Raw genomic sequence first — 15503 nt, forward strand, 5'->3', positions numbered from 1 at the left:
GCGGTTATGTGGCCGCCGACTTCCCAAGCGTAGGCCATCGCGGCACGGAGCAATACCGCTCTTTGCGATGGCACGTAGACGGGGGGCAAACCGGCAGGTTCCCTTCTACAGGGTTCACGCGCTTCGGGTTGTGCTGACATCAGCGCGCCCGTCCGGCCTGTGTCAGGTTTCCCACCGCCCTGAGCATATTCATGGATGGCTCGCTTTACCCCCCGCGCCGGGGCCTTTGCTGCGGCTGCTTTTCTGATTGCTCTTGGTTCGGGCACCGGCCTTTCAGGTGCTTTTGCCCAGGACCGCCTTACCTCACTTCCCACCCCAAGTGCCACCGTTCTGCCGGAACCGTATGGTTCCGCCGCCGATATCCGCTTCGTATCCGAAGCCGTGGTGCAGGATCTGCCCGCAGCCTCGCCAGAGGCCCTGCCGGTTGCGCGCCCCGATGCGTCGTCGCTCGATGCCCTGGTTGCCGCAATGCCTGCCGACCAATCGCTTTCCGCTGAAATGACCTGCCTTGCACAGGCCGTCTATTTCGAAGCGCGCGGCGAACCGCTGCACGGCCAGCTTGCCGTGGCCCGCGTGGTGATCAACCGCGCCGCCTCGCCCCGCTTTCCGGACGATTACTGCGCCGTGGTCAAGCAGCCGGGGCAGTTCTCTTTCGTGCGCGGCGGGGCCATTCCCGCGCCCAACGTATCCACGCTCGCCTGGTCGCGCGCCAAGGCGATTGCCCGCATCGCGCATCAGGATTTGTGGGACAGCCAGGTGGGCGAATCGCTGTTCTTCCATGCCAGCCATGTGCGCCCGTCATGGGCAGGCCGGCGGGCCAGCGTGGCGCGGATCAGCCGGCATATCTTCTACAAGTAAGCGCTTACCCGCGCAGTTTGACCCAGACAGGCGCGTGATCGCTGGCCTTTTCCCGGCCGCGATGCGCCTTGTCGACGCCTGCCGCCACAAGCCGGTCGGCGCAGGCCGGGGACAGCAGCAGGTGGTCGATGCGAAAGCCGTGATCCCTCTGCCAGGCGCCCGCCTGGTAATCCCAATAGGTCCACACCCCGCCGCGCGGGTTGAGCGTGGCGATGGCATCGGTCCACCCGTCGTTGAGCAGGCGGGCATAGCCATCGCGCGATTGCGGCTGCATCAGCGCGTCGTCCGCCATCGCCTTGGCTGACCAGACATCCTGATCGGTCGGGATGACGTTGAAATCGCCCAGCACTACAGCCGGAATCTCCGCCGCCAGATGCGCGGCACAGCGTTCGCGCAGCCGCTGCATCCACGCCAGCTTGTAATCGAATTTGGGGCCGGGCTGTGGATTGCCGTTGGGCAGATAGAGGTTGCAGATGCGGATGCCCTGCACTTCGGCCTCCAGATAGCGGGCCTGTTCGTCCGCAGCATCGCCCGGCCACTTCATTTCGGGCAGGCCGCGCTGCATCTCCACCGGAGCCTGCCCGCGCGCCAGAATGGCGACGCCGTTGAAGCTCTTCTGCCCGTGCCAGATGGCGTGATACCCAATCGCCTCGAAATCGGCGGCAGGAAAGCCGTCGTCCTGCGTCTTGATTTCCTGCAGGCAGGCGACATCAGGCTGCGTTTCATCCAGCCATTCGAGCAGGCGCGGCAAGCGCGCCTTGATGCCGTTGATATTGAAGCTGGCGATCTTCACCCCGGTCTGGCCAGCAATCAGATGCCGAAGCTGGAGCCGCAGCCGCAACCTGATGCCGCCTGCGGATTTTCCACGCGGAAAGCCGCGCCGCCCAGCGATTCGACGTAATCCACGCTGGCGCCGGCCACCAGATCAAGGCTGACCGGATCAACCACCAGCTTCACTCCGTCGGTTTCGCTCACCAGATCGTCGGGCGCGGGGCCATCATCCAGTTCGAACTTGTATTGAAAACCCGAACAGCCGCCGCCTTCCACCGCCAGGCGGAGAATCGCAGGCTTGCCCTGCCGCGCGGCGATTACGGCCACGCGCGCGGCGGCATTCTTGGTCAAGGTCAGATCCTGTGCCATGACAGGGGATGTAAGGCGTGACGCGCCCCGGCTCAAGCGCCCCTGCTCAAGCGGTGGTGATATATTCGCGCATCGCTTCGGCTTCGGCTTCGATTTGTTCGATGCGGTGTTTCACCAGATCACCGATCGACACGAAGGCCACAAGCCGCCCGCCTTCGACCACGGGCAGATGGCGAATGCGCCGCCGCGTCATCAGCGCCATGGCCGATAGCGCATCCTCATTCCGGCCGATGGTAATGGCAGGCGCGGTCATCACTTCGCCCACTGCCAGATCGAGCGCCGCGCCGCCGTGCTTTGCCACGCAATGGAGCAGGTCGCGTTCGGAAAAGATTCCCGCAACCTGGCTGCCATCCATTACCGGCATGGCGCCAATGCGTTTTTCCGCCAGCAATTCAGCCGCCTTGCGCACGCTGTCTTTGGCGGTGCAGCTGACGATTTCCTGTTCGCGGCCTGCGATGATTCGTCCGATAGACATTGGCCTTCCTCCTCATTTCCCGCGCGCATCATGCCACGGTTTGCCGAGTCTGACCAAATCGCAGCGTCGGGGCGGCCTGCCGCAGTTCCTTTGTGCTGCGTTGCATCTGTCTGCGCGAGGGTGCATGGCGCATACCATGCCTTACCGATCCCCGCTTGATGACCCGCAGACCGCCGCCCATGCCTGGGCGCGCTACCGGCGGTTGATGCGCGGCATGTTCCTGCTCACTACCGCGATCGTGATCGTCGCGCTGGCCTTGCTTTACCGTGAAGTGGGCATGGTTTCGGTGCACTTCTTCATCGCCACCGCGCTGGGCATTGGCGCGGCGATGCTGTTGATGAGCGCGCTGATGGGGCTGGTGTTCCTCTCCAGCGGCACGGGCCACGACGAGGCGGTGGAACAGGCGGATGAAGCCATCCATCCCAAGCCTGAGGATTTTCAGTAGCTTTCTAGACCCTGTCAGGGGCCTGTCGCGGGCTGCGCAGGCGGTACTGCTCCACCGGCGTTCCACCGATCAGATGCTGCTGGATGATCTCCTCCAGCACTTGCGGCGTGCACGAATGGTACCAGACGCCATCGGGCCAGACGACGGCAATCGGGCCGCCCACGCAGATTTGGAGGCAATCGGCCTTGGTGCGTTGCACTGTTCCGCGCGGGCCGACCAGGCGCAATTCCTTCAGCCGCGTTTTCAGAAAGGCCCAGCTTTCCTCCCCCGCCTCGCGCGAACAGCATTTCTGCTTTTCCGACAATGCGCACAGGAAGATGTGGCGGGCAATCCCGTCGCCCCCGATCAGGCCAAAGGCGCGCGCGGCCAAAGCCGCATCGGACGTGGCTGCACGCTTCGAATCGGCAGATGAAGGCAATGCGTTCAGCGCTGCTTGCCGGCGATGCGGGCGATTTCCGCCTTGACCAGCCGCTCCACAATGCCGGGCAGGTTCGCGTCAAGCCATTGCGCCAGCATGGGGCGGAGCATTTCGCGCACCAATCCCTCGAGCGACGTTTCCCCCGACCGCACGATGCGTGGGGCGGCTCCCGGCTCGGCCAGCATTGCCAGCGCGGCGAGCGATTGGCGCATGGCATCGGCGGCTTCGGCTGTGGTCAGAGCTTCCCCGGCCTCCTCCTCCAGCGCAGACAGGTCGAGCACATCGTCATCCTGCTGTTCGGCAAGCGGCGCGGCAGGGCGAGGGCTGACGCCGTCATTCTCGCGCCGGCGGCGCAGGGCATCCGCGCTGTCGCGGTTGTCGCGCGCGATCACTTTCTTGATCGATTCAAGGATTTCCTCGACCGAGGGTTCGCCTTCGTGCCGCATATTGCCCTACCCCCCTCTCGAACCTGGTTTGGCCCCGCATCCGCGATCAGTTGGCGGAGATTTCGCCATCCTGCGGGCCGATGTCAACGGTGCGCGTGCCGCGCGGCAACGGTTCGGGATCGCGCTGCCAGTCCCACACCTGCCCGCGCACCCGGTCGTAATTCACCACCGGATCGTAGAGCGGGCCATTGGCATCGAGACCCAGATCGCGCGCTTCGGCCCGGCCCATTGCGGCGAGCAGGTTGAACCCGGCGACATACTCGTTGCGGCGGGCCGTCACCAATTGCACGCGCGCGGCCAGCAGTTCTTGTTCGGCGTTGAGCACGTCGAGGATCTGGCGATTGCCGATGGTGTTTTCGGCGCGCACGCCTTCGAGGCTGAGTTCGGCCGCATCCACTGCCGCCTGCGTGGACGCGATGATCGCATTGGCCGCACGCCAGTTCTGCCAGGCGGCGCGCACTTGCGCCAGCACCTGCCGTTCGGTGCCGATCGCCTGTTCGAGCGCGGCCAGCGCCTGCTGCTGCGCCTGCCGCTGCTGCGCGGCCACGCGCCCGCCTTGAAACAGCGGCACGGTCACGCGAATGCCGGCCTGCGCGCTGGTATTCACCTGCTGCGCCGTTCCGGAACCGGGGATGGCGCCCAGCGTGCCCAGAAAGTTCTGGTAGCCGCCGGTCGCAAAGGCTTCAAGACGCGGAAGGCGTCCCGCCCCGGCGACACGCACATCAAAGCCCGCGGCCTCGGCCCGCTCGCGCGCGGCGATCAGATCGGGATTACTCGCCAGCGCCAGTTCCTCCGCATCGTCCACACTGGCGGGCAGGCCCGGCAGCGGCGGCGGCGGTTGCAAATCGGACGGAGCCTGCCCCACCAGCGCGATGTAATTCTCCCGCGCGATCGCCAGATTGGCCTGCGCGGTGCGCAGATCGGCGCGGGCCAGCGCCAGCCGACTGGCCGATTGGGCGACATCGGTGCGCGTCAGGTCGCCGATCTCGAACCGGTCGCTGGTGGCTTGCAGATTGACTTCGAGCACGGCGACATTGTTGGCGGAGAGCCCCGCAATCGCCTCGCCCCGGATCACATCCATATAGGCCGCCACGACCTGTGCGAAAATCGCGCTTTCGGTGCTGCGCAGATCGGCGCGGCCTGCCTCGATGCGGTTTTCCGCCGCCAGGATGCCGTTGCGGACGCTGCCCCCGGAAAACAGCGGCACGCCAAGGTTTAGATTGGCCGACAGCGAACGTTCGGGTGCGATGAAACTGGCCGAGCTTTGTTTCAGAAATTCGGTCAGATTGCCCGACACGTCAGCCGAGGGCAGGCCCGCCGAGCGCTGGATCACCACGCTTTCATCGGTGGCCCGCAACTGTGCGCGGGCGGCCTGCAATTGCGGGTTGCTGGCATAGGCCTGCGCCAGCGCGTCGCGCAGCGTATCGGCCATGGCCGGCGGCGTTACCAGCAGCGATGCGCAGGCCAGGGTGGCCGCCTTCAGGCCGGTGATCGCTGCCTTGCGGGCCATGCTCAGAAGCTCCAGCCCTTGGGTTTGGCAAATTCGGGCAGGCGCGGAATGCCCATTTCGGCCAGCTTGAGGAACACCACCTTTCCACCGGCCTTGCGACCGCGCGCAACGCTGGTGATGCCGTTTTCGATCAGCCCCGTTACCACGCGGCCATTATCGGCCAGCCGCTTGGCGAGCGAATCGGGCATCTGTTCGATCGCGCCGTCGATCACGATGAGGTCGGCCTTGGCTTGCCCGCGCGGCGCGGCCAGCGCTTCGGCGGGGGTGAGCACTTTGAGGCTGGCAACCAGCGGGCGCAGCAGTTCGGCCATGTAGCCGCTGCCGCCGTCCACCAGAATGGCGGCATCGTGGGGCTGCGGCGCCGCTTCCTGCAGCATCGTGCCATTGACCAGTGGCGCGGCAAGGAAACGGCCATCGCCCAGCGGCACGGCGCGGTCCATATAGGCGAAGTCGCGCACGGCGGCGGGCACGAAATCCTCGCGCGGGACCGCGCGCATCCGGGCAATCGTGTTCACTTCGGTCACGCCGCTGGTGCGCAACTGGCTGTCGATCATCGCCTGGCGTGCAGCAGCAAAACCATCGGCGGTAGTCTGGGGGGATTCGAGCAGGGTCACCGTATCGTTTCTCTCGTCTCTCTTGCCGGAGCGTGCCTTAAGCGTAAGAGGGCCTGTCGCCAAGGGAACTTTCGCGTATGGCCCTACGCGCTTTCGCCTGTGGCCGTTGCGCTTGCGCAATAGCAGGCCGAAAGGCCAAGGCGTGTCGAAAATTGTATCAGCAGGAGTCAGGCTTCGATGAACGGCATCACCATCATCCGCGAGGACGACATTATCGCCAGCGTGGCCGATGCGCTGCAATATATCTCCTACTACCACCCGATGGATTACATCCACGCGCTGGGCGAAGCCTACAAGGCCGAACAGGGCCCTGCGGCAAAAGATGCCATCGCCCAGATCCTGACCAACAGCCGTATGTGCGCCGAAGGGCACCGGCCGATCTGCCAGGATACCGGCATCGTCAATGTCTTCGTCAAATGGGGGCAGGATTGCCGGCTCGAATCGGATCGCGATTTGCAGGACGTGGTCGATGAAGGCGTGCGCCGCGCCTACAATCTTCCCGAAAACAAGCTGCGCGCATCGGTTCTGGCCGATCCCGCCTTCACCCGCCGCAACACGCGCGACAACACGCCCTGTGTGCTCAGCGTGGAAATGGTGCGCGGGAACACCGTGTCTATCGATGTCGCGGCCAAGGGCGGCGGCAGCGAGAACAAGAGTAAGTTCAAGATGATGAACCCGTCTGACAATATCGTCGACTGGGTGCTGGAACAGATTCCGCTGATGGGCGCGGGCTGGTGCCCGCCGGGGATGCTGGGCATCGGCATTGGCGGCACGGCGGAACATTGCATGAAACTGGCCAAGCTGTCGCTGATGGAGCCGATCGACATGGCGCAGCTGAAAGCGCGCGGCCCGCAGAACGATATCGAGAAGCTGCGCATCGAGATCTACGACAAGGTCAATGCCCTTGGCGTGGGGGCGCAAGGGCTGGGCGGGCTGTCCACCGTGCTCGATGTGAAAATCCTCGACTGGCCGTGCCATGCGGCGGGCAAGCCGGTGGCGATGATCCCCAATTGCGCTGCCACCCGCCATGCGCACATCACCTTGGACGGCAGCGGGCCAGCCTTTCTGCCACAGCCCGATCTCGACGCCTGGCCCGATGTGCACTGGGAACCGGATGCCGCGGCAAAGCGGGTCGATCTCGACAATCTCACGCGCGAGGAAGTTGCCAGCTGGAAGCAGGGCGACCGGCTTTTGCTGAATGGCCGGATGTTGACCGGGCGCGACGCGGCGCACAAGCGCATTCAGGACATGCTGGCCCGCGGCGAGGAGCTGCCCGTCGATTTCCGCGGGCGCGCGATCTACTATGTCGGCCCGGTCGATCCGGTGATGGGCGAAGTGGTCGGCCCCGCCGGCCCCACCACCGCCACGCGGATGGACAAGTTCACCGACATGATGCTCGACCTTGGCCTGCTTGCCATGATCGGCAAGGCCGAACGCGGGCAGGGCGCGGTCGATTGCATTGCCAGGCACAAGGTTGCCTATCTGATGGCGACGGGCGGCGCGGCCTATCTGGTGGCGCGCGCGATCCGCGAATCGCGCGTTGTGGCGTTCGAGGATCTGGGCATGGAGGCGATCTACGAATTCACGGTAAAGGATATGCCGGTGACCGTGGCGGTCGATTCCGAAGGCAACAATGTGCACCGCCTCGCCCCGCTGCATTGGCAGCGCCGGATTGCCGAGGAAGGGCTTTTGGGCTGACCTTCTCGATCAAGCGCTGATTCCCCCCGACAAGGCGCGGCGCGGCGCTGGAAATGCCCGGCCTGCGCGGGCATGGTGGCGCGATGGAGGATCAGGGCACAGCACTGGAACACGCTCGCGTGCCGTTTCGCACGGTGCTGGCCTCGATCCTGGGCCTGTGGATCTGCTATGTGATCCTGACCACGCTGCGCGGCGAGCTGGTCGATCTGGGCTTTACGACCGAGGCGTTCTGGCGCCGTGTGCTGGCATCGGGCGCGGGCGCGGTCATCACGCTCGGCCTGTGGCTGATCCTGCGGCTGTTCGATGCGCGCGCATTGTGGGTGAAGATCGGCGCGGCGTTGATCCTGTCGCTGCCGGTCGCCCTGCTGATTGCGCAGGCCAACCAGCTTGTGTTCGCCTCGATGGAGCAGCGCGTCTTTGCCCGCGCGGCGCAGCAGCGCGGCTTTTATGTCTATCGTGACCAGTCGGGCGATCTGCTGGTAGATATTCCCGCCAGTTCGATGCCCGGCCCGCCCGCGCAAAACGGCGGCGGCATCGTTACCGTCCCGGCCGAGCGGTTGCAGGCTACCTATTGGCAGGAGGTGATCGAGGTCGCCTATGGCCGCTATTTCATGATGCTGGCCTGGTGTGCGCTCTATCTGGCGCTGCTGACGGGGGAAAAGGCGCGTGCGGCGGAGCGGCGCGAGCAGGAGTTCCGCAATGCCGCGCGCGCTGCGGAATTGCGCAGCTTGCGTTATCAGGTGAACCCGCATTTCCTGTTCAACACGCTCAATTCGCTCTCTGCGCTGGTCCTGACCGGCAAGATCGATAGCGCCGAGCGGATGATCCAGATGCTGAGCCACTTCTACCGCCGCAGCCTGGCCAATGATCCCACCGCCGATGTGCCGCTGGCCGAGGAAGTGGCCTTGCAGAAGCTCTACCTCGACATCGAGGCGGTGCGTTTTCCGCAGCGGCTGGTGGCCGAATATGCGATTCCTGCCGAGCTGGAGGATGTGCTGGTGCCGGGAATGATCCTGCAACCGCTGGTCGAAAACTCGGTCAAGCACGCGGTCGCCCCCAGCTCCGCCCCAGTGCGCATCACGATCAGCGCGCGCGAGGAATACGGGCGCCTGGTCCTAAGCGTGGCCGATAACGGACAGGATGCGGGGCGCAGCGCGACGCCGCGCAAGGGCTTTGGCATCGGCCTTGCCAATGTGCGCGAACGGCTGGCGGCGCGGTTCGGGCGCGAGGCGACAGTGGTATCGGGTCCCCTTGGCGCTGATGCGGTCTGCGGTTACGCCACCCATCTGCACCTGCCACTGATCCGCAAAGCAGCGCGACACCCGGCATTTCATCCCGCCCAACTGGTGGAAGCAGCCAAATGAGCGAAGCGACAGGATCTTTGCGCACGCTGATCGTGGATGACGAGCCGCTGGCGATCGAGCGGATGCAGGTGCTCTGCGCCGAATTGCCGGGATTGCAGGTAGTCGGCACCGCCAGCGACGGGCGCGCGGCCTTGCGTCTGGTGGAGAAGCTGGCACCCGATCTGCTGCTGCTCGATATGACGATGCCGGGCCTGGATGGCCTCGGCGTGGCGCGCGAGCTGGTGGCGGCGGCGGGGCAAGCGAATCCCCCCGCCGTCATCTTCGTCACCGCGCACGAGGATTTTGCGGTTGAAGCCTTCGACCTCGATGCGGTGGACTATGTGCTCAAGCCGGTGGGTGTGGAACGGCTGGAGCGCGCCATTGCCCGCGCATTGGAACGGCGCAGCGCCCGCCGGGCGATCCCCGCACCCACGGCCTGGCAGACCGAATTCTGGGTGCCGCACCGTTCCGAATTGCTGCGCATCGATGCCGGCGATGTGCACCGCATCGATGCCGAGCGCGATTATGTGCGCCTGCATGTCGGCAACTCGTCCTATTTGCTGCTGCAGACGATTGCGGGGCTGGAGGCGCGGCTCGATCCGGAACGGTTCATCCGCATTCACCGTTCCACCATTCTGCGGCGCGACATGATCCGTTCCTTGCGCCACGAAGGGCTGGGCGTGTGGTGCGTGGAATTGCCCGATGGCGACGCCTTGCGCATCGGTCGCACCTATCTGCGCCGCGTGAAGGCGATGGCCGGACGTTGAGCCTGTGCGGATGCCAAGAAGGGCGCCCTTCGAAAAGAGCACCCTTCCCCCGTCGGCAGGCTGCGGCTTGGGGGCAATCAGCCCGCGCGGGTATTGTCTTCAATGATCTGTGCGAAATGTTGTTCCATCTCGCGCTTGGTTGAACGGTAGCATTCGCGCGATTCGCGGGTCATGATGTTCGAGCCGAGCTGGCGTTCGCCCACGCCGCACACCTGGCGCGCCGCCTGGTCGATACGGCGGCTCAGTTCGGCGCGGCCTTCCACGCTCGACAGGTCGAGATCGCGGTGGGTGACGGCGGTGCTGCGCGTATCGCGCTGCTGTGCTGCGGCTGGGCTGGATATGGCGACCATGGCGGCAAGTGCGGCGCAAAGGCTGATCGATGCGGTTTTGTACATGGGTTTCTCCTCCTTGAATTCTCCCGCCTTTCCAAGAAAGCGCATCCGCGAAAATCCCTTCGCGAAAAGGTTGCGCCGCAACCGGTGGGACTGGTTCGGCCGCGGCGCAGATGGAGGAATAGGGCGCCCCCGCGCTTGGTGCGCGTGCCGCTCGACCGGGTGCGCGCGCGGGTCGACAAGCGCGGTGTGCGTCCGACAAAACGCTGCCTTCCGCCCGACGAATGACTTTCCCGGCGCAAGGAATTGCCAGACGCGCCGCCGGACGGCATGGCATCGCGATGGCCGTTGCAATTGTCTTCCTTCTCGGCATCGCCAATTTCGCCCTGCACCGCGCCGTGCTGGACAGCGACCACCCGGCAGTGCGTGCCTTTACCGGTGGACGGGGCACTGCGGGTCGGGGCCGCGTGACCTTGCTGCTGGAATATGCGGTGCTGGTGGTGGCGATGACGGCCACTTGGCGCAATGGCAGCTGGGCCTTTGCCTATGCATTCTATACCGCCTGCAATGCCGGCAGCGCCTGGGCGATCCTGACGCGCAGGATGTAGCGGGCCGCGGGTAGCGCATTGCCGGCGCTATCTGCTAACGCCGTGTCCGCATGACCCGCCCGCTTTGCCTGTTCCACCTCAGCGATGTCCATTTCGGGCATGAAGATGCGCACGCGCTCGACTGGGTAAAGGCCGAGATTGCCGCGCGCCGACCCGATGCGGTGGCGATTACGGGCGATATCACCATGCGCGCGCGGCCGCATGAATTCGCCGCGGCAAAGCGCTGGATTCACAGTCTGGATGTGCCGGTGACGGTGGAGCCGGGCAATCACGATCTGCCCGGCTATCACCTGCCCTCGCGCTATCTCAACCCGCTGGGCAGGTTCCGCGCCTTTCGTGAAGTGGTGGAACGCCGGATTGAGCTGGCCCGGCCCGGTCTTCCGGGGATCGCGCTGGTGCCGCTCAACAGCAATGTGCCGGCGCAGCCGCGCTTCAACTGGTCGAAAGGCTGGATCAGTGGCCGCGCGCTGGCGGATTGCCTCACTCAGATTGACGCGCTTCCGGCCGGGATGCGCGCACTTGTGACCGTGCACCATCCCCTGCGCGAGGCGGGAACGCACGGCACCGCGCTGACACGCGGCGGCGCAGCAGCGCTGGTCGAGCTGGCGCGGCGAAATGTGGTCGGCGTGCTGTCGGGCCATGTCCACGATGCGTTCGACATCATGGAACCAACGCCGTATGGGGCAGTCCGCATGATTGGTGCGGGAACGCTGTCACGCCGGTTGCGCACAACGCCTGCCAGCTTCAACGAACTGGCGTGGGATGGGGCGCAGCTTACGGTGACCGTCCGCAACCTGGCGGGGCTTGACAGCGCGGCCATGCAGATCGACGAGGTTCCTGCCGACGCGGAACCGCCCGGTGATGCGCCCACCGACTAGGTAAACTTGCGGAGGCGGGCACCATTTCCGAAACCGCGCGTTGCAGCGCGCATGGCCCACAAGATCCTGGTGGTCGAGGACGACCTGCTCAACCGGATGTTCTATCACGAGGCGCTGTCCGCGCGTGGCCATGAGGTGTGCCTGGTCGATGACGGAGCGCGCGTGATGGCCGAGGCGTCTCGCTTTGCGCCTGACCTCATCACCATGGATATCCAGCTGCCAAGTATTTCGGGGCTGCGCCTGATCCGGTTGCTGCGCCGGGATGCCCAATTGTCTCAGATCCCCATCGTGGCGATCACCGCCTTTGTCGGGCAGGAGGAGGAAGCGCGGGTGCGCGGCGCTGGCGCATCCGCCTTTCTTGCCAAGCCGGTGAGTATGGACCAGCTCGTCCGCACGGCAGAAACGCTGCTTGCAGACAGCGCGGGCCCGCGCGCCTGAGCAAGCGCGGCTTGATGGAAAAAGGGGCGGCCTGATGAAAAAAGGGCGGCCCTTCGCGGACCGCCCTCTTGTATCTGGCCTCGAAGGAAGCGGATTAACGCTTCGAGAACTGGAAGCTGCGGCGTGCCTTGGCGCGGCCGTACTTCTTGCGTTCCACCACGCGGCTGTCGCGGGTGAGGAAACCGGCGGCCTTGATGACACCGCGCAGCGCGGGCTCGTACTTGGTCAGCGCCTGGCTGATGCCGTGCTTGAGCGCACCAGCCTGGCCCGAAAGACCGCCGCCCTTGACCGTGGCGATCACGTCATACTGCCCTTCGCGTTCCGAAATCGAAAAGGGCTGGTTGATGACGAGGCGCAGCGTGGGACGTGCGAAATACACTTCCTGGTCGCGGCCGTTCACGGTCACCTTGCCGGTGCCGGGCTTCAGCCACACGCGGGCCACGGCGTCCTTGCGGCGGCCGGTGGCATAGGCGCGGCCCTGCGCGTCCAGTTCCTGCTCGCGCAGGGGGGTGGCGGGGGCAGCGGGGGCAGCCGAAGTATCGACCGCAAGCGAGCTCAGATCCGACAGATCGGACACGGTGTTGGTTTCATCGGCCATTATGCGGCAGCCTTGTTCTTGCGGTTCATCGAGGCAACATCGAGCACTTCGGGCTGCTGGCCCGCGTGGGGATGCTCGGTGCCGTTATAGAGGTGGAGCGCCTTCATCTGCGCGCGGCCCAGCGGCCCGCGCGGGATCATGCGTTCAATCGCCTTTTCCAGCACGCGTTCCGGAAAACGGCTGCCCAGCACCTTTTCGGCGGTGACCGCCTTGATGCCGCCGGCGTAACCGGTGTGCTTGTAATAGACCTTCTGGCCCAGCTTGTTGCCGGTGAAGCGCACCTTGTCGGCGTTGAGGATGATCACGTGATCACCGCAATCGACGTGCGGGGTGTAGCTCGGCTTGTGCTTGCCGCGCAGGATATTGGCAACGATCGTGGCGAGGCGGCCAACGACCAGCCCTTCGGCATCGATCACGTGCCACTTCTTTTCGACCTCGGCCGGCTTGATCGACCGGGTCTGCTTGGAGAGAGCCTTCATGGCCTGCATTTCCTTGATTTACGCGAATCTGTCGCGCGCAGGGCAAAATGCCCTGTGCGAAGGCGCGTCCTTTGTCGGCAGTGCGTTAACAAGTCAAGCAATACTGCGGGTTTGCGGAGAGGTAAAATAATACCGTGACAATGCCTGCGCGCTGGTTTGCGCCTATTCCAGCGGCAACAGCGCCCAGATTTCGGCGGTGCGGCGTTCATCCCCGGCGAGGCTGGTGACCACTTCGCGCCGCGCCTCGCGCATCAGACCGGTGCCAGGATCGCGGGCGGCTTCGAAAAGGGTGCGCACTTCCCCTGCATCGCCCCAGGGGAGGACGATCGTCTCGCGCGCCTCGCGCCTGTCCTTGGCGGGGGCAAACAAGTCACGGGGCAGTTGCGAAGTGAGGCTGGCGCCTGCCGCATGGATGGCCCCCAGCGCGATCGCGGCTTCGGCGGCATCTTGCGGCAGCTGCGCGCGGGCATCGGCCAGGCTTTGCGCCAGCTGGGTGCTTTCCGCGATACTTTCGCCTTCCACGATCAGGCCGGCGCGATCGAGGACGAGCGGGAACAGGCGATCGTCCACGCGTTCTTCCTCCAGCGCGGCAAAGCGGGCGAGTGCGCCGGGGGCGGTGGCGCGGACCGCCACTTGGTGGCCTGCCAGTTGGAACCCAGCAGCAAACGGCAGGAAGCGAACCGCGTATTCGCGTGTCACCGTGAAGATCGCCCCGCCCGCCATCTGCCGCTCCAGCGTGCGACGGTAGAGCATGGTGCACGAAGGAGGCGCAATCGCAGCCGGGGTGCCATCTGTCGGGGCTGCCAGAGCGGGGGACCGGCTGGCCAGCACGGGAAGGATCGCGGCTGCTGCTGCCAGCCTCAGCATCACGCGCCGATCGCTGTTGAACCCTCGTCCCCCCGTCATATCCCGGCTCATCGCCCTTTGGCTTTCCTATCAGGCAAGGCGCCTGCCGCATCCGTTGTTGTTCAAGACCCCCCAAGATCCGCCAGCCAGCTTGCCGTGGCCGGGGGAAACGCTTCCGCTTCCCATATCATGATCGCAGGGCTTGTATAGGAATGCAATTGGGCAAGCCGCGCGGTCATATCGGCGCGGAGGCACGGATGGGTCTTGAACAGGACGCCTATTTCCGCCGATTCCTGCCGCTCGCCTTCCCACCGGAACAACGAGGTCATCGGGCCGATCAGATTGGCACAGGCGACCAGTTCTTCGTCCAGCAGCGTGCCGGCCACTCGCCGCGCCTCCTCCTCAGCCGGGAAGGGGCACCAGACCAGCAGCCCCCCGCTCATGGCCGAGCAGGCTCGCTCACCGGGGCGGCCTCGCTTGTCCCAAGTCGGTGTGCCCCCCAGGCAAAGGCAGCCACCAGCAAGGCGCCGACCACCTGATGCGCCACGGCCAGCCACAGCGCCACCCCGCTCATCACCGTGGCGATGCCCAGCAGCACCATCGTTCCGAAAGCCGAATGGATATAGACCGAAGCGCGCCGATCGCCCGCCCGCTTCACCGCGCGCGCCAGCACGATCAGCGCGATCACCGCGACCCAAGCCCACCAGCGGTGCAGCCAGTGCAGCAGAAACGGTTCATGCGTGAGAGTGTAGAAAAAGCCCGCGTCCCAGTTGAATTGTGGCAGGAACTGCCCGCTCATCAAGGGCCAGCTATCGGAAGCCAGACCGGCATTAAGACCCGCCACCCACGCGCCCAGGAGCAACTGAACGAAAACAATTGCCAGCACCGCCAGCGTCAGCCCGGTCAGGCGCGCGGGCCGGGCGCCGGGATTGCGGTGCAGCACCAGCAGGTCGCGTGCGGTCCATACCAGCCCGCCCAGGGTGAACAACGCCGTGAGCAGATGGATCGAGAGCCAGAAGTGCGAGACATCGGTCATCTCCTCGTTCAGGCCGGAGCGGACCATGAACCAGCCGAACGCCCCTTGTAGGCAGACGAGGGCAAACAGCGCGACAAAGCGCGGCTTGTAGCCCTGCGGAATCGCGCCTTTGGCCCAGAAGAACACCAGCGGCACCAACAGCGCGAGGCCGATCACGCGGCCCAGCAGGCGGTGAACCCACTCCCAGAAATAGATGAACTTGTAATCGTCCAGCGTCATCCCGCGCGGGCCGGCTTCGTGCATATATTCGCCGATCTGCTGATAGGCTTCGAACTCGGCCTGCCATTGCGCCTCGCTGAGCGGGGGGAGCGTTCCCGTAACCGGCCGCCAGTCGGTGATCGACAGGCCGCTTTCGGTCAATCGGGTGATTCCGCCCACCGCCACGATGAGCGTGACGAGCGCGGCCACTGCGAACATCCAGCGAGCCAGTGTCAGCGGGGTGTAACGGCGAGCCTGCGAAACAGGCGCGGAAGAAAGCGATGCTGTCGACATGGGCGCGATGTGCGCCCGGCCTGCGTGAATCGCAAGATGGCTTTTCGCCTGCACACTGCCGGAAATCCGCGTGCGCTGCCGG

General features: G+C 65.3%; 21 protein-coding genes. 8 read left to right on the forward strand and 13 right to left on the reverse strand.

Annotated elements, in window-relative coordinates; all coding sequences use genetic code 11:
• The first annotated feature begins 195 nt into the window (after nt 1-195).
• Nucleotides 196-858 carry a cell wall hydrolase gene (locus WFP39_RS11520; RefSeq protein ID WP_336919774.1) on the forward strand — a complete coding sequence of 221 codons (663 nt, stop codon included), beginning with the start codon at nt 196-198 and terminating at the stop codon, nt 856-858.
• Nucleotides 859-862: 4 nt separating this feature from the next.
• On the opposite strand, the gene xth is transcribed toward WFP39_RS11520, so the two are convergent.
• From xth to WFP39_RS11535, 3 genes are read right to left on the reverse strand one after another with little or no spacing between them, the layout of a single operon-like run.
• Nucleotides 863-1651 carry an exodeoxyribonuclease III gene (gene xth / locus WFP39_RS11525; protein ID WP_336919775.1) on the reverse strand — a complete coding sequence of 263 codons (789 nt, stop codon included), beginning with the start codon at nt 1649-1651 and terminating at the stop codon, nt 863-865.
• A gap of 17 nt (nt 1652-1668) precedes the next feature.
• Nucleotides 1669-1998: an iron-sulfur cluster insertion protein ErpA gene (erpA, locus tag WFP39_RS11530; protein WP_336919777.1), complete on the reverse strand. Its 330-nt coding sequence runs from the start codon at nt 1996-1998 to the stop codon at nt 1669-1671.
• Between the two features lie 46 nt (nt 1999-2044).
• Nucleotides 2045-2473, reverse strand: a complete 429-nt coding sequence (locus WFP39_RS11535; protein ID WP_336919779.1) for a CBS domain-containing protein — start codon at nt 2471-2473, stop codon at nt 2045-2047.
• A 136-nt stretch (nt 2474-2609) separates the two neighbouring features.
• Between WFP39_RS11535 and WFP39_RS11540 the strand changes: the two genes are divergently transcribed.
• The gene (locus WFP39_RS11540; protein WP_336919874.1) at nt 2610-2918 is read left to right on the forward strand and encodes a hypothetical protein; all 309 of its coding nucleotides are present in this window, start codon (nt 2610-2612) and stop codon (nt 2916-2918) included.
• A 4-nt stretch (nt 2919-2922) separates the two neighbouring features.
• Here the strand turns inward: WFP39_RS11540 and WFP39_RS11545 are convergent, their stop codons facing one another.
• From WFP39_RS11545 to WFP39_RS11560, 4 genes are read right to left on the reverse strand one after another with little or no spacing between them, the layout of a single operon-like run.
• On the reverse strand, nt 2923-3336 hold the full coding sequence (locus WFP39_RS11545) for a (2Fe-2S) ferredoxin domain-containing protein (protein ID WP_377923268.1): 414 nt from the start codon (nt 3334-3336) through the stop codon (nt 2923-2925).
• A gap of 5 nt (nt 3337-3341) precedes the next feature.
• The gene (locus tag WFP39_RS11550) at nt 3342-3782 is read right to left on the reverse strand and encodes a DUF2497 domain-containing protein (RefSeq protein WP_336919781.1); all 441 of its coding nucleotides are present in this window, start codon (nt 3780-3782) and stop codon (nt 3342-3344) included.
• Nucleotides 3783-3828: 46 nt separating this feature from the next.
• A complete protein-coding gene (locus WFP39_RS11555) occupies nt 3829-5292 on the reverse strand; it encodes a TolC family outer membrane protein (RefSeq protein ID WP_336919783.1) in 1464 nt (487 codons plus the stop codon).
• Between the two features lie 2 nt (nt 5293-5294).
• Nucleotides 5295-5906, reverse strand: a complete 612-nt coding sequence (locus WFP39_RS11560) for a protein-L-isoaspartate O-methyltransferase family protein (protein WP_336919784.1) — start codon at nt 5904-5906, stop codon at nt 5295-5297.
• Between the two features lie 177 nt (nt 5907-6083).
• Here WFP39_RS11560 and WFP39_RS11565 point away from each other — a divergent pair, with 177 nt between their 5' ends.
• Genes WFP39_RS11565 through WFP39_RS11575 form a run of 3 tightly spaced genes read left to right on the forward strand, consistent with a single transcriptional unit; the run spans nt 6084 to nt 9714 of the window.
• Nucleotides 6084-7604: a fumarate hydratase gene (locus tag WFP39_RS11565; protein ID WP_336919786.1), complete on the forward strand. Its 1521-nt coding sequence runs from the start codon at nt 6084-6086 to the stop codon at nt 7602-7604.
• Nucleotides 7605-7657: 53 nt separating this feature from the next.
• Nucleotides 7658-8968 (forward strand): sensor histidine kinase, encoded by a 1311-nt coding sequence (locus WFP39_RS11570; protein WP_336919787.1) that lies wholly within the window; start codon nt 7658-7660, stop codon nt 8966-8968.
• Nucleotides 8965-9714 carry a LytR/AlgR family response regulator transcription factor gene (locus WFP39_RS11575; protein WP_336919788.1) on the forward strand — a complete coding sequence of 250 codons (750 nt, stop codon included), beginning with the start codon at nt 8965-8967 and terminating at the stop codon, nt 9712-9714. The genes WFP39_RS11570 and WFP39_RS11575 overlap by 4 nt, the downstream gene beginning before the upstream one ends.
• Nucleotides 9715-9791: 77 nt before the next feature.
• On the opposite strand, the gene WFP39_RS11580 is transcribed toward WFP39_RS11575, so the two are convergent.
• A complete protein-coding gene (locus WFP39_RS11580) occupies nt 9792-10109 on the reverse strand; it encodes a UrcA family protein (RefSeq protein WP_336919790.1) in 318 nt (105 codons plus the stop codon).
• A 278-nt stretch (nt 10110-10387) separates the two neighbouring features.
• On the opposite strand from WFP39_RS11580, the gene WFP39_RS11585 reads away from it, so the two are divergent.
• Genes WFP39_RS11585 through WFP39_RS11595 form a run of 3 tightly spaced genes read left to right on the forward strand, consistent with a single transcriptional unit; the run spans nt 10388 to nt 11970 of the window.
• Complete coding sequence (locus tag WFP39_RS11585) at nt 10388-10654, forward strand: hypothetical protein (protein ID WP_336919791.1); 267 nt, start codon at nt 10388-10390, stop codon at nt 10652-10654.
• Nucleotides 10655-10704: 50 nt separating this feature from the next.
• On the forward strand, nt 10705-11532 hold the full coding sequence (locus WFP39_RS11590) for a metallophosphoesterase family protein (RefSeq protein WP_336919793.1): 828 nt from the start codon (nt 10705-10707) through the stop codon (nt 11530-11532).
• A gap of 51 nt (nt 11533-11583) precedes the next feature.
• Entirely contained in the window at nt 11584-11970 is a 387-nt protein-coding gene (locus WFP39_RS11595; RefSeq protein ID WP_336919795.1) for a response regulator, read from the forward strand.
• 94 nt (nt 11971-12064) lie between these two features.
• Here WFP39_RS11595 and rpsI read toward each other — a convergent pair whose 3' ends face one another.
• From rpsI to WFP39_RS11620, 5 genes are all read right to left on the reverse strand, one after another.
• Nucleotides 12065-12568, reverse strand: a complete 504-nt coding sequence (gene rpsI, locus WFP39_RS11600) for a 30S ribosomal protein S9 (protein ID WP_336919796.1) — start codon at nt 12566-12568, stop codon at nt 12065-12067.
• A complete protein-coding gene (gene rplM / locus WFP39_RS11605; protein WP_336919797.1) occupies nt 12568-13047 on the reverse strand; it encodes a 50S ribosomal protein L13 in 480 nt (159 codons plus the stop codon). Before rplM ends, rpsI begins: the two co-directional genes overlap by 1 nt.
• Before the next feature lie 162 nt (nt 13048-13209).
• Nucleotides 13210-13953, reverse strand: a complete 744-nt coding sequence (locus WFP39_RS11610; RefSeq protein ID WP_336919798.1) for a hypothetical protein — start codon at nt 13951-13953, stop codon at nt 13210-13212.
• A 62-nt stretch (nt 13954-14015) separates the two neighbouring features.
• Nucleotides 14016-14336: a divalent-cation tolerance protein CutA gene (cutA, locus tag WFP39_RS11615; RefSeq protein ID WP_336919799.1), complete on the reverse strand. Its 321-nt coding sequence runs from the start codon at nt 14334-14336 to the stop codon at nt 14016-14018.
• Complete coding sequence (locus WFP39_RS11620; RefSeq protein ID WP_336919800.1) at nt 14333-15421, reverse strand: COX15/CtaA family protein; 1089 nt, start codon at nt 15419-15421, stop codon at nt 14333-14335. Before WFP39_RS11620 ends, cutA begins: the two co-directional genes overlap by 4 nt.
• Nucleotides 15422-15503 lie beyond the last annotated feature (82 nt).

Source organism: Alteraurantiacibacter lauratis (genome assembly GCF_037154155.1).
In the GTDB taxonomy this organism is placed as follows: domain Bacteria; phylum Pseudomonadota; class Alphaproteobacteria; order Sphingomonadales; family Sphingomonadaceae; genus Alteraurantiacibacter; species Alteraurantiacibacter lauratis.